This is a genomic window from Microbacterium sp. NPDC012755 (assembly GCF_042901325.1).
Classification (GTDB): domain Bacteria; phylum Actinomycetota; class Actinomycetes; order Actinomycetales; family Microbacteriaceae; genus Microbacterium; species Microbacterium natoriense.
Genome location: NZ_JBIBCT010000001.1, coordinates 3,283,376 through 3,296,708 on the forward strand (window position 1 = coordinate 3,283,376; position 13,333 = coordinate 3,296,708).

13 protein-coding genes are annotated in these 13,333 nt (G+C 68.6%); 7 read left to right on the forward strand and 6 right to left on the reverse strand.

Features of this window, described 5'->3' with window-relative positions; genetic code table 11:
- Positions 1 to 64 precede the first annotated feature (64 nt).
- Positions 65 to 1,303, forward strand: coding sequence for a beta-ketoacyl synthase (locus ACFY5A_RS15355; RefSeq protein WP_223586347.1), 1,239 nt, complete (start codon positions 65 to 67; stop codon positions 1,301 to 1,303).
- Positions 1,304 to 1,366: 63 nt separating this feature from the next.
- Here the strand turns inward: ACFY5A_RS15355 and ACFY5A_RS15360 are convergent, their stop codons facing one another.
- Positions 1,367 to 2,032 (reverse strand): hypothetical protein, encoded by a 666-nt coding sequence (locus ACFY5A_RS15360; RefSeq protein ID WP_341942035.1) that lies wholly within the window; start codon positions 2,030 to 2,032, stop codon positions 1,367 to 1,369.
- 95 nt (positions 2,033 to 2,127) lie between these two features.
- On the opposite strand from ACFY5A_RS15360, the gene ACFY5A_RS15365 reads away from it, so the two are divergent.
- Positions 2,128 to 3,528, forward strand: a complete 1,401-nt coding sequence (locus ACFY5A_RS15365; RefSeq protein WP_387235288.1) for a PLP-dependent aminotransferase family protein — start codon at positions 2,128 to 2,130, stop codon at positions 3,526 to 3,528.
- A 135-nt stretch (positions 3,529 to 3,663) separates the two neighbouring features.
- Here ACFY5A_RS15365 and ACFY5A_RS15370 read toward each other — a convergent pair whose 3' ends face one another.
- Both ACFY5A_RS15370 and ACFY5A_RS15375 read right to left on the reverse strand, forming a co-directional pair.
- On the reverse strand, positions 3,664 to 4,167 hold the full coding sequence (locus ACFY5A_RS15370; RefSeq protein WP_105673019.1) for a DUF3145 domain-containing protein: 504 nt from the start codon (positions 4,165 to 4,167) through the stop codon (positions 3,664 to 3,666).
- A 176-nt stretch (positions 4,168 to 4,343) separates the two neighbouring features.
- Positions 4,344 to 5,117 (reverse strand): hypothetical protein, encoded by a 774-nt coding sequence (locus ACFY5A_RS15375; RefSeq protein ID WP_105673018.1) that lies wholly within the window; start codon positions 5,115 to 5,117, stop codon positions 4,344 to 4,346.
- Between the two features lie 125 nt (positions 5,118 to 5,242).
- Between ACFY5A_RS15375 and ACFY5A_RS15380 the strand changes: the two genes are divergently transcribed.
- Genes ACFY5A_RS15380 through ACFY5A_RS15390 form a run of 3 tightly spaced genes read left to right on the forward strand, consistent with a single transcriptional unit; the run spans position 5,243 to position 8,875 of the window.
- Positions 5,243 to 7,243 carry a DUF262 domain-containing HNH endonuclease family protein gene (locus ACFY5A_RS15380; protein WP_341942032.1) on the forward strand — a complete coding sequence of 667 codons (2,001 nt, stop codon included), beginning with the start codon at positions 5,243 to 5,245 and terminating at the stop codon, positions 7,241 to 7,243.
- Between the two features lie 46 nt (positions 7,244 to 7,289).
- Positions 7,290 to 8,537 carry an alpha/beta fold hydrolase gene (locus ACFY5A_RS15385; protein ID WP_387235291.1) on the forward strand — a complete coding sequence of 416 codons (1,248 nt, stop codon included), beginning with the start codon at positions 7,290 to 7,292 and terminating at the stop codon, positions 8,535 to 8,537.
- 53 nt (positions 8,538 to 8,590) lie between these two features.
- Positions 8,591 to 8,875, forward strand: a complete 285-nt coding sequence (locus ACFY5A_RS15390; protein WP_341942030.1) for a hypothetical protein — start codon at positions 8,591 to 8,593, stop codon at positions 8,873 to 8,875.
- 64 nt (positions 8,876 to 8,939) lie between these two features.
- On the opposite strand, the gene ACFY5A_RS15395 is transcribed toward ACFY5A_RS15390, so the two are convergent.
- The 3 genes from ACFY5A_RS15395 to glgA all read right to left on the reverse strand — a co-directional run bounded on the left by ACFY5A_RS15395 (position 8,940) and on the right by glgA (position 11,276).
- Positions 8,940 to 9,197: a type B 50S ribosomal protein L31 gene (locus ACFY5A_RS15395; protein ID WP_017202258.1), complete on the reverse strand. Its 258-nt coding sequence runs from the start codon at positions 9,195 to 9,197 to the stop codon at positions 8,940 to 8,942.
- A 91-nt stretch (positions 9,198 to 9,288) separates the two neighbouring features.
- On the reverse strand, positions 9,289 to 10,074 hold the full coding sequence (locus ACFY5A_RS15400) for an ABC transporter ATP-binding protein (protein ID WP_341942029.1): 786 nt from the start codon (positions 10,072 to 10,074) through the stop codon (positions 9,289 to 9,291).
- Positions 10,075 to 10,091: 17 nt separating this feature from the next.
- Positions 10,092 to 11,276: a glycogen synthase gene (gene glgA / locus ACFY5A_RS15405; protein WP_223586341.1), complete on the reverse strand. Its 1,185-nt coding sequence runs from the start codon at positions 11,274 to 11,276 to the stop codon at positions 10,092 to 10,094.
- Between the two features lie 47 nt (positions 11,277 to 11,323).
- On the opposite strand from glgA, the gene glgC reads away from it, so the two are divergent.
- Positions 11,324 to 12,565 carry a glucose-1-phosphate adenylyltransferase gene (gene glgC / locus ACFY5A_RS15410; RefSeq protein WP_105673013.1) on the forward strand — a complete coding sequence of 414 codons (1,242 nt, stop codon included), beginning with the start codon at positions 11,324 to 11,326 and terminating at the stop codon, positions 12,563 to 12,565.
- A 46-nt stretch (positions 12,566 to 12,611) separates the two neighbouring features.
- The gene (gene serB / locus ACFY5A_RS15415; protein ID WP_341942027.1) at positions 12,612 to 13,247 is read left to right on the forward strand and encodes a phosphoserine phosphatase SerB; all 636 of its coding nucleotides are present in this window, start codon (positions 12,612 to 12,614) and stop codon (positions 13,245 to 13,247) included.
- Positions 13,248 to 13,333: the final 86 nt, after the last annotated feature.

Below are 13,333 nucleotides of genomic sequence, written 5' to 3' on the forward strand. Positions count from 1 at the left end.
GGGGCGTGGCATCCTCACCCCTGCCCTCACCTCGCACGCAACCCGTACGACAAGGAACCACACCATGACCAAGCGCATCGTCGTCACCGGCATCGGCGCCACTTCCGCCATCGGCGGGACCGCCCCCGAGAACTGGAGCAACCTCCTCGCAGGCGTCTCCGGCACCCGGACCCTCGAGCACGACTGGGTCGCGCAGTACGAACTGCCCGTGACCTTCGCCGCAGAGGCGATCGTCCGCCCCGAGGAAGTGCTCCCCCGCCACGAGGCGAAGCGTCTCGACCCCTCCTCCCAGTTCGCCCTGATCGCCGCACGCGAGGCGTGGGAGGATGCCGGATCGCCCGAGGTCGCCCCCGAGCGCCTCGGCGTCGACTTCGCCACCGGTATCGGCGGCCTCTGGACCCTCCTCGACGCGTGGGACACGCTGCGCGAGAAGGGGCCCCGTCGCGTCATGCCGCTCACGGTCCCGATGCTCATGCCGAACGCGGCCGCGGGCAACCTGTCTCTGCAGTTCTCGGCGCGCGCCTACGCGCAGACCGTCGTCAGCGCCTGCGCCTCCAGCACCGAGTCGATCATCCACGCCTTCCATCACCTGCAGGAGGGGCTCGCCGACGTCGTGATCGCCGGCGGTGCCGAGTCGGCCATCCACCCGATCACGATGGCGTCGTTCGCGTCCGCGCAGGCGCTCTCGCGTCGCAACGACGACCCCGCGACCGCATCGCGCCCTGGCGCCATCGACCGTGACGGCTTCGTCATGGGAGAGGGCGCTGCTGTGCTCATCCTCGAGACCGAGGAGCACGCGAAGGCCCGCGGCGCCAAGATCTACGGCTACGTCCTCGGAGGCGGCGTGACGGCTGATGCGTACCACATCACCGGCAACGACCCCGAGGGCAACGGCGCCGCCCGCGCTGTCACCCACGCCCTCGGCGAGGCGGGCATCACCGCCGACCAGGTGACGCATATCAACGCGCACGCCACGTCCACCCCCGTGGGCGACCCCAACGAGTACGTGGCACTCAAGAAGGTCTTCGGCGACCGGATCGACGAGATCCCGGTGTCCGCGACCAAGGCCTCGACCGGGCACCTGCTCGGCGGCACCGGCGCGCTGGAGGCGATCTTCGCCCTGCTCGCGCTCCGCGACCGCGTCGCTCCTCCGACGATCAACATGACCGAGCCCGACCCGGCCGTGCCCTTCCGGCTGTCCGGCGAGCCGCAGCCGCTGGGCGACGGTCCTCAGATCGCCATCAGCAACTCGTTCGGCTTCGGCGGCCACAACGCCGTCGCCGTCTTCGCCAGCGCCGACTGACGACAGGACGAACGACGAAGGCCCTCGGGAATCTCCCGGGGGCCTTCGTCGTTGGCGCCGCGGCTAGCGGCTCGAAGCCGGGGACAGCCGGCGAGAACGCGCCGTGCGCACCCTCGTCATCCAGGGCAGGAACCAGCCGATGAGCGGCCCTACTCCGAAGGCGAAGAGGACGGTGCCGACTCCGACCGGTCCGCCGAGCAGGAACCCGACGACGAGCACGGTGCCCTCGATGAGCGTGCGGACGATCCACACGCGCCACCCGGTCCTGCGCACCAGCCCGGTCATCAGGCCGTCGCGCGGTCCTGGACCGAAGTCGGCTGAGATGTACAGCCCTGTGGCGAACGCGAGCAGGAGGAGGCCGGCGACGAACATCGGCGCTCCCACCCAGATCGACGATGGCGCGGGCACGAGCGCGAGGGTCAGGTCGGCGCTGGGGCCGATCAGCAGGGCGTTGAGGACCGTTCCCAGCCCGACCCGCTGTCGCAGCGGGATCCACAGGAGCAGCACGACGAGCGCGACGAGGTTCGTGACGACGCCGTATCCGATCCCGGTGCGGCCGGAGACTCCGAGCGCGAGAACATCCCAGGGCGAGACGCCGATGCCGCCGCGCACCATCAGTCCCAGCGCCACACCGTAGAGGAAGAGGCCGAGGACGAGCTGCACGATGCGCTCGACGAGGTCGCGCCGGCTCGTGGCGGTGATCGGGAGGAAGACGGATCGGAGGAGCATCCCTCCATGGTGGCCTGCCCCTGAGGGCCGAAAGGGAGGCCACTCGACGAGAAGTGGCCTGACGAGACGAGGCCACTTTGCGGCATGCTGGGTGCATGGGATCTCGTCTGGTCGATCAGCTCGGCGCGCAGCACGTCGCCGGCGCCACCGCCGCGGCCCTCGCCGAGCGGATCCGCGCCCTGATCCTCGACGGGCGTCTGACCGTCGGCGAACGTCTGCCGAGCGAACGCGCGCTCGCCCTCGAGCTGCGGCGTTCGCGTTCCACCACGACCCGCGTGTACGGGCTGCTGGAGACCGACGGCTTCGTGACACGCCTGCACGGCGGAAGCACGAGGGTGGCTCTTCCGAACGTCGCGCCGTCGGCGAGGAGCGGCGACGACGAGTCGGCCATCGACCTCTCCATCGCGTCGATGGACTCGACTCCCGGACTGTACGACGCGACCGTCCGCTCGCTCCCCCGTCTCGCGGCCATGCGCGGCACCAGCGGGTACTCGCTGCAGGGCCTCCCCGAACTCAGGGACGCCGTCGCGCAGCGGTTCACCCGACGCGGCGTCGACACCGATGCCGACGAGATCATCATCACCTCCGGCGCGCTGAACGCCGTGAACCTCATCCTCGCGGCGATGGGCCGACGCGGAGAGCGGGCGCTCGTCGAGCAGCCCACCTTCCCGCACGCCCTGGAGGCGCTGCACCGTCACGGGTACCGGCTGGTACCGACCCCGGTCGATGCCGACGGCTGGGACCACCGGCACTTCACCGACACGCTGCTGCGCAGCCGTCCGCACGTCGCGTACCTGATCCCCGATTTCCACAACCCCACCGGTGCGACGCTGCCGGAACCGGAGCGGGCGCGCATCGCGACCACGGCGCGCAGCTCCGGCACGCGGCTCATCGTCGATGAGACCACGACCGAGCTCGACATCGACCGCGGCTCGTCCCCGCTCCCGATGGCGGCGTTCAGCCCCGAGGTGATCACGGTCGGCTCGATGTCGAAGATCGCCTGGGGCGGCATGCGCGTCGGGTGGATCCGCGCCGATCGGGCGGTGATCACGAGGCTTCTCGCCACCCGTCCATCGTTCGAGCTGGGAACCGCGCTGCTCGAGCAGTGCATCGCGGTCGAGCTGCTCTCCGATATGTCTTCGCTCACCGATCACGTCCGCACCCGGCTGCGCGCCGGACGAGCGGCGGTGGCCGAGGGATTGATCGGGCTCGAGGGCATCACGATGCCACCCACTCCCGGCGGCCTCTCCGCCTGGGTCGACCTCGGCGCACCGATCTCGACGTCGCTGTCCCTGGCGGCGCGCTCCCACGGACTCGTCCTGCCGCCCGGCCCTCGCTTCACGACCGGGGGCGTCCTCGAGAGGCGCCTGAGGATCCCCATCACCCTCCCGCCTGAGCGCATGGCGGAGGCGATGAACCGGCTGCGCCTCGCCTGGGACGAGGTGCGGCACGGCTCGCCTCAGCGCGGCGAGCTGCGGCACGAGGCCGTGGTGTGACAGACGAGGACCCCGTCCCTTGATGGGGGCGGGGTCCTCGTCATTCAGGATGGGGATACGTCTTCTCAGCGTCCGGGGCGAATCACCGGCATCCGATACTCACGCCTTCCCATCCCAGGTCTCCGGAGCATGGGGCTAGCCCACCTTGTGGAGCCAGACCACGCGGGCGTCATCGCTCGCGTGCCGGAAGGGCTCCAGCTCCTCGTCCCAGGCCGAGCCGAGCGCGATGTCGAGTTCACGCTGCAGCTCGGCCACGTTTCCCGCCGCGATCTCCATCGCGTAGCGGATGCGGTCCTCGCCGATCACCACGTTGCCCGCGGCGTCCGTCTGCGCATAGTGGATGCCGAGATCGGGCGTGTGCATCCACCGGCCGCCGTCGCTGCGAGGAGTCGGATCCTCGCTCACCTCGAAACGGAGGTGCTCCCACCCGCGGATCGCGGTCGCCAGAGCTGCACCCGTTCCGACCGGACCGTCCCAGTAGAACTCGGCGCGACGGGCGCCGTCGAGCACCGGCTGCTCGGTCCAGTCGAAGTTCACCGCACGCCCGATAGCGCGTCCAACTGCCCACTCAAGGTGCGGGCAGAGCGCGCGAGGCGCAGAGTGGATGAACACCACTCCGCGTGCGTAAGCCGTCGCCATGATCTCTCCGTTTCATCAGGTGCGTCTTCCCCAACGACCTGAACCACGAGAACTGGCGAGAATATGCGGTTGTGCGCCTATTGTCGCCCAGATCAGGAGAAATCACAAGCATGTGATTCACAGAGAGAAAGGGCCCCGGTCGATGTCGACCGGGGCCCTTTCGATGAGACGGAGGCTCAGGCCTCGCTCATCGCCATCTTGACCTGCTGGCCCTTGGCCGCGTAGTAGGCGGCGCGAGCGGCGTCACGCTGAGCCTGCTCGGCGTAGCCCGCCTCGAGCACATCCTGCGGGACCTCGACGTTCGGGACGTCCTGCGTGCCGTTGTACTTCTCGATGTAGGCGTCGAGCTCGGGACCGGAGGTCCACGAGGTGATCAGGCAGTAGCGGGGGTCGGTGCCCACGTGCGTGGCGGCGTGCCACAGGCGCTGGGTGTCGACGATCAGCTGCGCGCCGGCCGGAAGGGCGATGCGGTACTCGATGCTCGGGTCGGTCCGGTTCTCACGGAGGACGAAGAAGCTGTCCTTGTCATCGGTGAGGTTGAAGAAGCCGCGCACGACCCAGCCGGTGCCGTCGGGGTTCAGACGGTTGTTGTCGTCCTGGTGGAGGTTGTAGAGGCACTCGCCGTACGGGGTCGGCTGCAGCTCGATCACGCGGCAGCGGCCGACGTTGGCTCCCGGCTCCTGCGCGCGGCGCGTGAGGTTCGGCGCCTTGGCGGTCTGCGAGTCGATCCACACGCCGTCCTTGTCGGTGCGCGGCGGCTTGTGGTTCCAGAAGCCGTTGCACTCGATCTCGCCCTTGGCGCTCGCGAGAGGCGCGAAACGGGTGTCGCCCGAGGACTTCCAGTCGTTGTACTCGATGTCGAGCCACTCCTGGGGATCGAGCTCCTGGTTGTAGCTGTCGAGGACGACGAAGCCCTTGTCCTCGAGTGCTGCGGACTTGATGTATCCCATGATCTGAACCAGATCCTTTCATCGGGGGCCAGCACGTTTTAACAGGCCCTGATAAGGCAAGCCTAACAGGGCGCCCTGATCGCGCACCGGAGGGTCGCCGTGCATAACCGAATAGACTTTTTCCCATGAGCTCTGCCACCAACGTCGAGGCGACAGCTGTCAACACGATCGAGTGGCTCTCCGCCGGATCCACCACGATCGTCGTTCCCGTATACCAGCGCCAGTACCGCTGGGACATCGGCGGATGCGAACGCCTCCTCAGCGACATCCGCGCGGTCGCCGATCAGGAGCACGGCCACCGGCACTTCATCGGGTCCATCCTCTCGGCGCACGACACGGCTGCCGACGGCGATCTCATCCTCATCGACGGACAGCAGCGTCTCACCACGCTGATGCTGCTCGTCGCCGCACTGCACCACGCGGTCGGAGACACCGACCCTGAGCTGGCCGCGGAGCTCAGCGCGGTCCTCGTCCGCGACGAGGACTCCTCCCGCACCCGGCTCCGCCCGCACGAGGCCTGGGCCGACCTGTACGAGTCGGTGGTGCTCGACCGTCGCGACGACGTCGACCGGGAGTCGCGGTTCGACGACAACTACGCCTTCTTCCGCAGCCAGGTGCACGTCGACGAAGCGCCCCGCATCTGGCGCGGGCTGCAGCGCCTCGAGCACGTCTCGATCACGCTCGGCGCCGACGCGAACGCGCAGCAGATCTTCGAGAGCCTGAACTCCACCGGGGAGCCGCTGCGCGACCACGAGCTCATCCACAACTACATCCTGATGGGACTCACGCACGCCGAGCAGCTCGACGTCGAGGCGCGCTTCTGGCTGCCGATCGAGCAGCACACCGGCGAGACGATCGGCGCGTTCTGGCGCCACTACCTCGTGATGACGACGGGGCGCGAGGTGGCGGCCAACGGCGAGCACGGCGTGTACAGCGCCTTCCGTCAGTCCTTCCCGCGGGTGGACGTCGAGCATCTCCAGTCGGATGCCGAGGTCTGGCGCCACTACGCGGAGATCTACGGCATCCTGCTCGATCCCTCTCGGGAGCCCGATGCGGAGATATCCCGGCAGCTCGGATACGTGAACACGTTCGGGCGCGCCGCGTATCCGCTGGTCCTGAGCGTCTACAGCGATCACTCCCGAGGGGTCATCGACCGCGACGAGCTCATCGAGACGCTGGAGTGGATCCAGACCCTCTATCTGCGCCGCACCCTGGTCAACCTGCCGAACGAGCGTCTGGTCGCCCGACTCTGCCGCGCGCGTGCGGAGGGTCGCGACGCGCTGGCCCGGGCGTTCGCCCGCATCACCCCCTCCGACGAGCGTGTGAGCGCGGTCCTCAAGTACAGCGAGCTCCCCCACGCCGCGTACGTGCTGGGCAGGCTGGAGGGCGTCGAGAATCCCCAGGACTACGACGTCGAACGGATCGTGCCCGCGGTCCCCCACGACACCTGGTCCGGCGACGGCGTCCGCAGCTGGAACGACTACAGCGACGACGAGCAGAACAGCCTCCGCGCGCTCGCCCCGACGCTCGGCAACCTCACCCTCCTGGAGCCGCGTCTCGCCGAGCGCGTCTTCGGCGCGGCCTATCCGGTGAAGCGGGCCGAGGCCTACGCTCGCAGCTCCGTGCCGGCGACCCGCGACCTCGAGCACACGGAGGCCTGGAGCACCGCGGCCATCACTCGGCGCACGATCCTCCTCACCTCCGATCTGCTGCGGATCTGGGCGCGTCCTGCGCTGCCGGAGATCGACGACGACGGCCTCACCCCGATCCTCGACGCCGTGCGGCGACGTGGCTGGCCGGCCGGCTGGGAGCGGGAGTTCGACTACGTCGAGTACCGCGGAGAGCGCTGGGAGGTGCCCGACGTCAAGTACCTCTTCAACCGGGTCATGCGACGCGCCTGGACCGACACGCGCGAGGCCGCCCTCTCCTACTGCGCGACGCACGGCGGGCCGATCTACGCGGAGATGGCGTGGAAGGGCCACTGGGACCAGCTCGACGAATCGCACTTCCTCTACATGGGCTGGGACAGCAACTACATGATGACCGCGGTGCAGGGCGTGCTCGACGAATCGGGCCTCGCCTCCGAGGTGTTCGTGAAGTACTCCTACATCGGCAACGTGATGTAGTCGCTCTCGACGGCATTCCCGTCATCGCGGACGATAGGCTCGACGGGTGAGCACCATTGTCCGTCGCCTGTTGGATCTGACCGTCGAAGAGCACACGCTCACCGTTCCCCTGGTGTGGTCGGATCCGTCCGATCCCCGCACCATCGACGTGTTCGCCCGTGTGGTGTCGCGCGAGGGCGGCGAGGCGCTCCCCTACCTGGTCTTCCTGCAGGGCGGCCCCGGCCACGAGGCTCCGCGGCCGTTCCACTCGTCGACCGCCCCCGCGTGGCTCGACGAGGCACTCGCCCACCACCGCGTCGTCATGATCGACCAGCGCGGAACGGGCCTGTCGACCCCGGTGGGAGACGCCGATCTGCAGCGGGGCTCGACGGCCGTCGCCGAGCACCTCACCCATCTGCGTGCAGACTCCATCGTGCGCGACTGCGAGGCGATGCGCGAGCACCTGGGCGCTGCGACCTGGAGCGTGCTCGGGCAGTCCTTCGGCGGGTTCACCACCCTCGCATACCTGACGACGGATGCCGCATCCCTCGAGAACGTCTTCATCACCGGCGGCCTCAGCACCGTCACGCGCTCCGCCGACGAGGTGTACACCCTCTGCTACGACAAGATGCGGACCGCATCCGAGAAGTACTACCGCCGCTTCCCGGAGCACCGCGACGCGATGCGCCGCCTCGTCGACCTCGCGAGCGCGGGTGGCATCACCCTGCCGGACGGCGAGGTCGTCTCCGCGTCCCGTCTGCGCTCCGTGGGCTCCGCCCTGGGAACGAACGACGGCTGGCAGACCCTCTGGTCGCTCCTGGAGCGGGAGCCCTCGTCGAACGCCTTCCGCTACGACCTGATGCACGCCATGCCGTTCGACGGCCGCAACCCGCTCTACTTCGCATTCCACGAGTCGAGCTACGCCAGCGGTGAGGCGACGCGGTGGTCGGCGGAGCGCGTCGAGCCCGCCGACTTCGTCGACGACGTCACGCTGTTCACCGGCGAGCACATCCGCCGCGAGTGGACGGAGACCGTCCCCGCGTTCCAGCCGTGGCGTGAGGTCGTCCTGGAGCTCGCCGAGTTCGAGTGGCCGTCGATCTACGACGCCGACACGATCGCGTCGTCCGGCGCCACCGGAGCGGCCGCGGTGTATGTGAACGACGTCTACGTGCCCCTGGAGTTCTCGCTCGAGACGGCCGCGCTGCTGCCGGGCGTGCAGCTCTGGGTCACCAGCGAGCACGAGCACAACGGCCTGCGGTCGGGCCCCGTGCTGTCGCACCTCGTCGATCTCGCGCAGGGCCGCCGCCTCCGCTGAGAATCCCCCGCACGACGGATGCCGACGTCGCGCGCCCCGCGTAGCCTGGGCGCATGGAGGACGTGCTGGGATGGGCGACGATCGTCATCGTGCTGGGCATCGGTCCCGTGATGCTCGTGTCGGGCATGGTGCACTCCTTCTCGCGCAGGCCGATCGAGAAGAAGTACGAGAAGATGGCGAACGGGGGCCTGGTCGGCGTGTTCGACAGCGTCTGGTCTCCCACCGCGCATGAGGCGGGCATCGAACGGGATCGCCAGACCAAGAGAACCGCCCCAGCGCCGGCTCCGGGGGATCCGCCCTGGACGATCGACGAGGGACGCATCACGGTCGATATCTGACTGTGTGCGCGCAAATGACGAAGGCCCCGCTCTCCGAGGAGAGCGGGGCCTTTCGCGGCGGTCCTTACTTGGAGGAGCCGCCGAAGCCCTTGAAGCGCTGGTTGAACTTCTCGACGCGACCGGCCGAGTCCATGATGCGCTGCTTGCCCGTGTAGAACGGGTGCGAGGCCGAGGAGATCTCGACGTCGATGACGGGGTACTCCACGCCGTCCAGCTCGATGGTCTTGTCGCTCGTGACGGTCGAACGGGTGAGGAAGGTCTCGCCCGAGCCGAGGTCGCGGAACACGACGGCCTTGTAGTCGGGGTGGATGTCAGTCTTCATGGGATTCCTTAGTTGATGCCCTGGATTGTGCCAGAGTCGGGGAAGTCTGCGGTGCGGTGAGCACCAAGGATCGAGTTTAGCAGATGGGCGGTCAGGATGCCGCGCGCGCGGCGTAGCGTCCGCCATCCTCGGTGAGCACGATCGGCATGCCGAACGCCTCGGTGAGGGACTCGGCCGTGAGGGTCTCCGCGATCGGCCCTGCCGCGACGACCCTGCCCTCGCGGATCAGCATCACGTGGGTGAAGCCGACGGGGATCTCCTCGACGTGATGCGTGACCATGAGCATGGCCGGGGTCGTGGGCGACGAGGCGTAGCCGCTGAGCAGGCTCAGCAGCTCCTCGCGGGATCCGAGATCGAGAGAGGCGGTCGGCTCGTCCAGCAGCAGGAGCTCCGGATCGGTCATCACGGCGCGCGCGATCTGCACGCGCTTCTGCTCGCCGTCGCTCAACGTGCCGAAGGTGCGGTCGGCGAGGTGGTCCAGCTTCCACTCGGCGAGGACGCGCAGCGCACGGCGCTCGTCGATGCTCTCGTAGAGCTCGTTCCAGCGGCCGAGAACCGAGTACGCGGCCGTGAGGACCGTGTTCAGCACCGTCTCGTCCCTCGGCACCCTCTTGGCCATCGCCGACGACGCGAAGCCGATGCGCGGGCGCACCTCGAAGACGTCCGTGCGACCCAGGGTCTCCCCCAGCACCGTCACCGTTCCCGAGGTCGGGTGCATGAGCGTGTCGGCCAGCTGGAGGAGCGTGGTCTTGCCCGCACCGTTGGGCCCGAGGACGACCCAGCGCTGATCGTCCTGGACCTGCCAGGTCACGTGATCGATGATGTTGCGCCCCTCGCGGCGCACGACGACGTCGGTGAATTCCAGAGCGCTTGGCATGCTGCCAGCCTATCTGCTCAGTCCGTCAGCTCCGCGTAGAGCGCGCGCGTGGTGTCGGCGATCGCACCCCAACTGAACTCGTCGCGTGCACGAGCGCGACCGGCCTCGCCGTACTCCCTCGCCCTCGCCGGATCCGACGCCACCTCGGTGAGCACCGCGGCGAGGTCTGCGACGTACTTCTCCGGATCGACGGGGGTGCCGGTGCCGTCCTGCACCTGCTCGATCGGGACCAGGCGTCCGGTGCGACCATCGGCGACGACCTCGGGGATGCCGCCGGTCGCAGTGCCGACCACAGCGGCGCCGCACGCCATCGCCTCGAGGTTCACGATGCCGAGGGGCTCGTAGACCGAGGGGCAGACGAACGTGGTCGCCGCCGTGAGGATCGCGGAGAGCTCGTCGCGCGGCAGCATCCGCTCGATCCAGATGACGCCCTCTCTGGTCTGCTGCAGCAGGCGCACGCCCTCCTGCACCTCCGCCATGATCTCGGGAGTGTCCGGAGCGCCGGCGCACAGGATCAGCTGAACATCGGCGGGCAGCCGCCCTGCGGCCTGCAGCAGGTACGGCAGCCCCTTCTGGCGCGTGATGCGTCCGACGAAGACCACCGAGGGCCTCGACGGGTCCATGCCGATCGACGCCAGGAACTCCGGGTTCTGGACCGGACGCCAGCGTTCGACGTCGATGCCGTTGTGGATGACGCGGACCTTCGCGGGGTCGACGTTCGGGTAGCTCCGCAGGATGTCGTTGCGCATGCCGGCGCTCACCGCGATCACCGCGGCGGCGTTCTCGTACGCGAGCTTCTCGATCCCGCTCGACACCGCGTAGCCACCGCCGAGCTGCTCGGCCTTCCATGGTCGGAGGGGTTCGAGGCTGTGCGCGGTGAGCACGTGCGGGATGCCGTGCAGCTGCGAGGCGATGTGACCGGCGAAGTTCGCGTACCAGGTGTGACTGTGCACGAGGTCGGCGTCGGCGATCGCGGAGACGATCTCGAGATCGGTGCCGAGCGTCTGCAGCGCGGCGTTCGCGTCGGCGAGCTCCGAGGGGGTCCGATACGCGAACGTCCCCGGTTCGTCACGGGGCGCGCCGAAGGCGCGGACACGCACCTCGATGCTCTCTCGCAGAGCCGTGACGAGCTCCGCGACGTGCACGCCAGCACCGCCGTAGATCTCCGGCGGATACTCCTTCGTGATCATTTCAACTCGCATGTGCGAAACGCTAGTACACGCAGGGATTGGCACTCTAGGGTGGAGCCATGTCCGCTCCAAAGAAGATCTTCGGCATCATCCTCGCCGGCGGCGAGGGCAAGCGTCTCATGCCCCTCACGGCTGACCGCGCAAAACCTGCAGTGCCCTTCGGCGGACAGTACCGATTGATCGATTTCGCCATCTCGAACCTCATAAACTCAGGCCTGAGACAGATCGTCGTCCTCACCCAGTACAAGTCCCACAGCCTCGACCGTCACATCTCGCAGACCTGGCGGATGTCCGCCCTCCTCGACTCGTACGTCACCTCGGTGCCCGCCCAGCAGCGGCTCGGCAAGCGCTGGTTCTCCGGCTCCGCCGACGCGATCCTGCAGAGCCTCAACCTGATCAACGACGAGAAGCCCGACATCGTGATCGTCATCGGCGCCGACCACGTCTACCGGATGGACTTCCAGCAGATGCTCGACGCGCACATCGCGTCGGGCGCGAAGGCCACGGTCGCCGGCATCCGACAGCCCCTGGCCCTCGCCTCGCAGTTCGGGGTCATCGACGCCGACATCGAGTCCGGACGCATCAAGCAGTTCCTGGAGAAGCCCACGGACGCCGAGGGGCTCGACGATTCGCCGCACGAGGTCCTCGCGTCGATGGGCAACTACATCTTCGACGCCGACGCGCTGATCGCCGCCGTCGAGGCAGACGGGGAGTCCCCGACCTCCGGCCACGACATGGGCGGCGACATCGTCCCCTACTTCGTCGAACGGGGCGAGGCCGGCTACTACGACATGAAGCAGAACGACGTGCCGGGCTCCTCGCCGCGCGACCGCTCGTACTGGCGGGACGTGGGTACGATCGACTCCTTCTTCGACGCGCACATGGATCTGATCTCCACGCTGCCCGTGTTCAACCTCTACAACATGGAGTGGCCGATCCACTCGCAGGCGGTGAACTCCCCGCCGGCGAAGTTCGTGCGCGACTCGGTCGGACGCATCGGCAACGCGATCGACTCGATCGTGTCCCTCGGCTGCGTGCTCTCCGGAACGCACGTCGAACGCAGCGTGGTCGGCCCGTGGACCCTCGCGGGAGGCGGCTCGACCATCACCGACTCTGTCCTGTTCGATCACGTCCGCGTGGGCGCCGGCGCCCGCGTGCACAGGGCGATCCTCGACAAGAACGTCGTGCTGGCCGACGGCGCGACGGTCGGCGTCGACCGCGAACGCGACCTGGCTCGTGGCTTCACCGTCACGGACTCGGGGATCACCGTGGTCGGCAAGGGCGTCTTCGTCGACCGCTGACGTCATGCGGCGTTCGAGCTCGGCGGCTGTCGCTAGGCTCGAATCCGTGACCTCCGCGCGCTTCCTCGTCGTCCTCGATGCCGATTCCACCCTCATCCGCAATGAGGTGATCGAGCTGCTCGCCGACGAAGCCGGACGGCGCGAGGAGGTGCAGGCGGCGACCGAGGCGGCCATGCGCGGCGAGGTCGATTTCGCCACGAGCCTGCGCTCGCGCGTCGCGGCCCTCCAGGGCGTGGAGGTGTCGTCGTTCGAACGGGTTCTGGCCCGCATCGAGCCCACGACCGGAGTCCGAGAGCTCACGGCGGCGGTGCACGAACGGGGCGGGGTCGTGGGCGTCGTGTCCGGCGGATTCCACGAGATCCTGGACCACGTGGCTCCGGGTCTCGGTGTGGACCGCTGGCGCGCCAATCGGCTCGAGGTCTCCGACGGAGCGCTGACGGGTCGCGTGGACGGCGAGATCGTCGACGCCGAAGCGAAGGCATCATCGCTGCGGGAATGGGCCGCGGATCTCGGCGTGCCGTCGTCTGCGACGATCGCGATCGGCGACGGCGCCAACGACCTGAGGATGATGGCGGCCGCGGGCCTCGGACTCGCGTTCAATGCGAAGCCGGCCGTCCGCGCCGCCGCCAGCCTGGTCATCGGCCCGCAGGACCTCGGCGAGGTCATCGCTCTGCTTCCGTAGCGTCCCGTACCGGCCGATGAACGGCCGATGCGCCTTTCGTGCCGGCGGATGAACTCTCCTCCCGTTCGGTCTCTCGTCATTGACCC

What these genes read in the sequence shown, in the direction of transcription:
- ACFY5A_RS15355 (WP_223586347.1), top strand. Translation starts at nt 65, where the DNA reads ATGACCAAGCGCATCGTCGTCACCGGCATCGGCGCCACTTCCGCCATC.
- ACFY5A_RS15360 (WP_341942035.1), bottom strand. Translation starts at nt 2,032, where the DNA reads ATGCTCCTCCGATCCGTCTTCCTCCCGATCACCGCCACGAGCCGGCGC.
- ACFY5A_RS15365 (WP_387235288.1), top strand. Translation starts at nt 2,128, where the DNA reads ATGGGATCTCGTCTGGTCGATCAGCTCGGCGCGCAGCACGTCGCCGGC.
- ACFY5A_RS15370 (WP_105673019.1), bottom strand. Translation starts at nt 4,167, where the DNA reads ATGGCGACGGCTTACGCACGCGGAGTGGTGTTCATCCACTCTGCGCCT.
- ACFY5A_RS15375 (WP_105673018.1), bottom strand. Translation starts at nt 5,117, where the DNA reads ATGGGATACATCAAGTCCGCAGCACTCGAGGACAAGGGCTTCGTCGTC.
- ACFY5A_RS15380 (WP_341942032.1), top strand. Translation starts at nt 5,243, where the DNA reads ATGAGCTCTGCCACCAACGTCGAGGCGACAGCTGTCAACACGATCGAG.
- ACFY5A_RS15390 (WP_341942030.1), top strand. Translation starts at nt 8,591, where the DNA reads ATGGAGGACGTGCTGGGATGGGCGACGATCGTCATCGTGCTGGGCATC.
- ACFY5A_RS15395 (WP_017202258.1), bottom strand. Translation starts at nt 9,197, where the DNA reads ATGAAGACTGACATCCACCCCGACTACAAGGCCGTCGTGTTCCGCGAC.
- ACFY5A_RS15400 (WP_341942029.1), bottom strand. Translation starts at nt 10,074, where the DNA reads ATGCCAAGCGCTCTGGAATTCACCGACGTCGTCGTGCGCCGCGAGGGG.
- glgA (WP_223586341.1), bottom strand. Translation starts at nt 11,276, where the DNA reads ATGCGAGTTGAAATGATCACGAAGGAGTATCCGCCGGAGATCTACGGC.
- glgC (WP_105673013.1), top strand. Translation starts at nt 11,324, where the DNA reads ATGTCCGCTCCAAAGAAGATCTTCGGCATCATCCTCGCCGGCGGCGAG.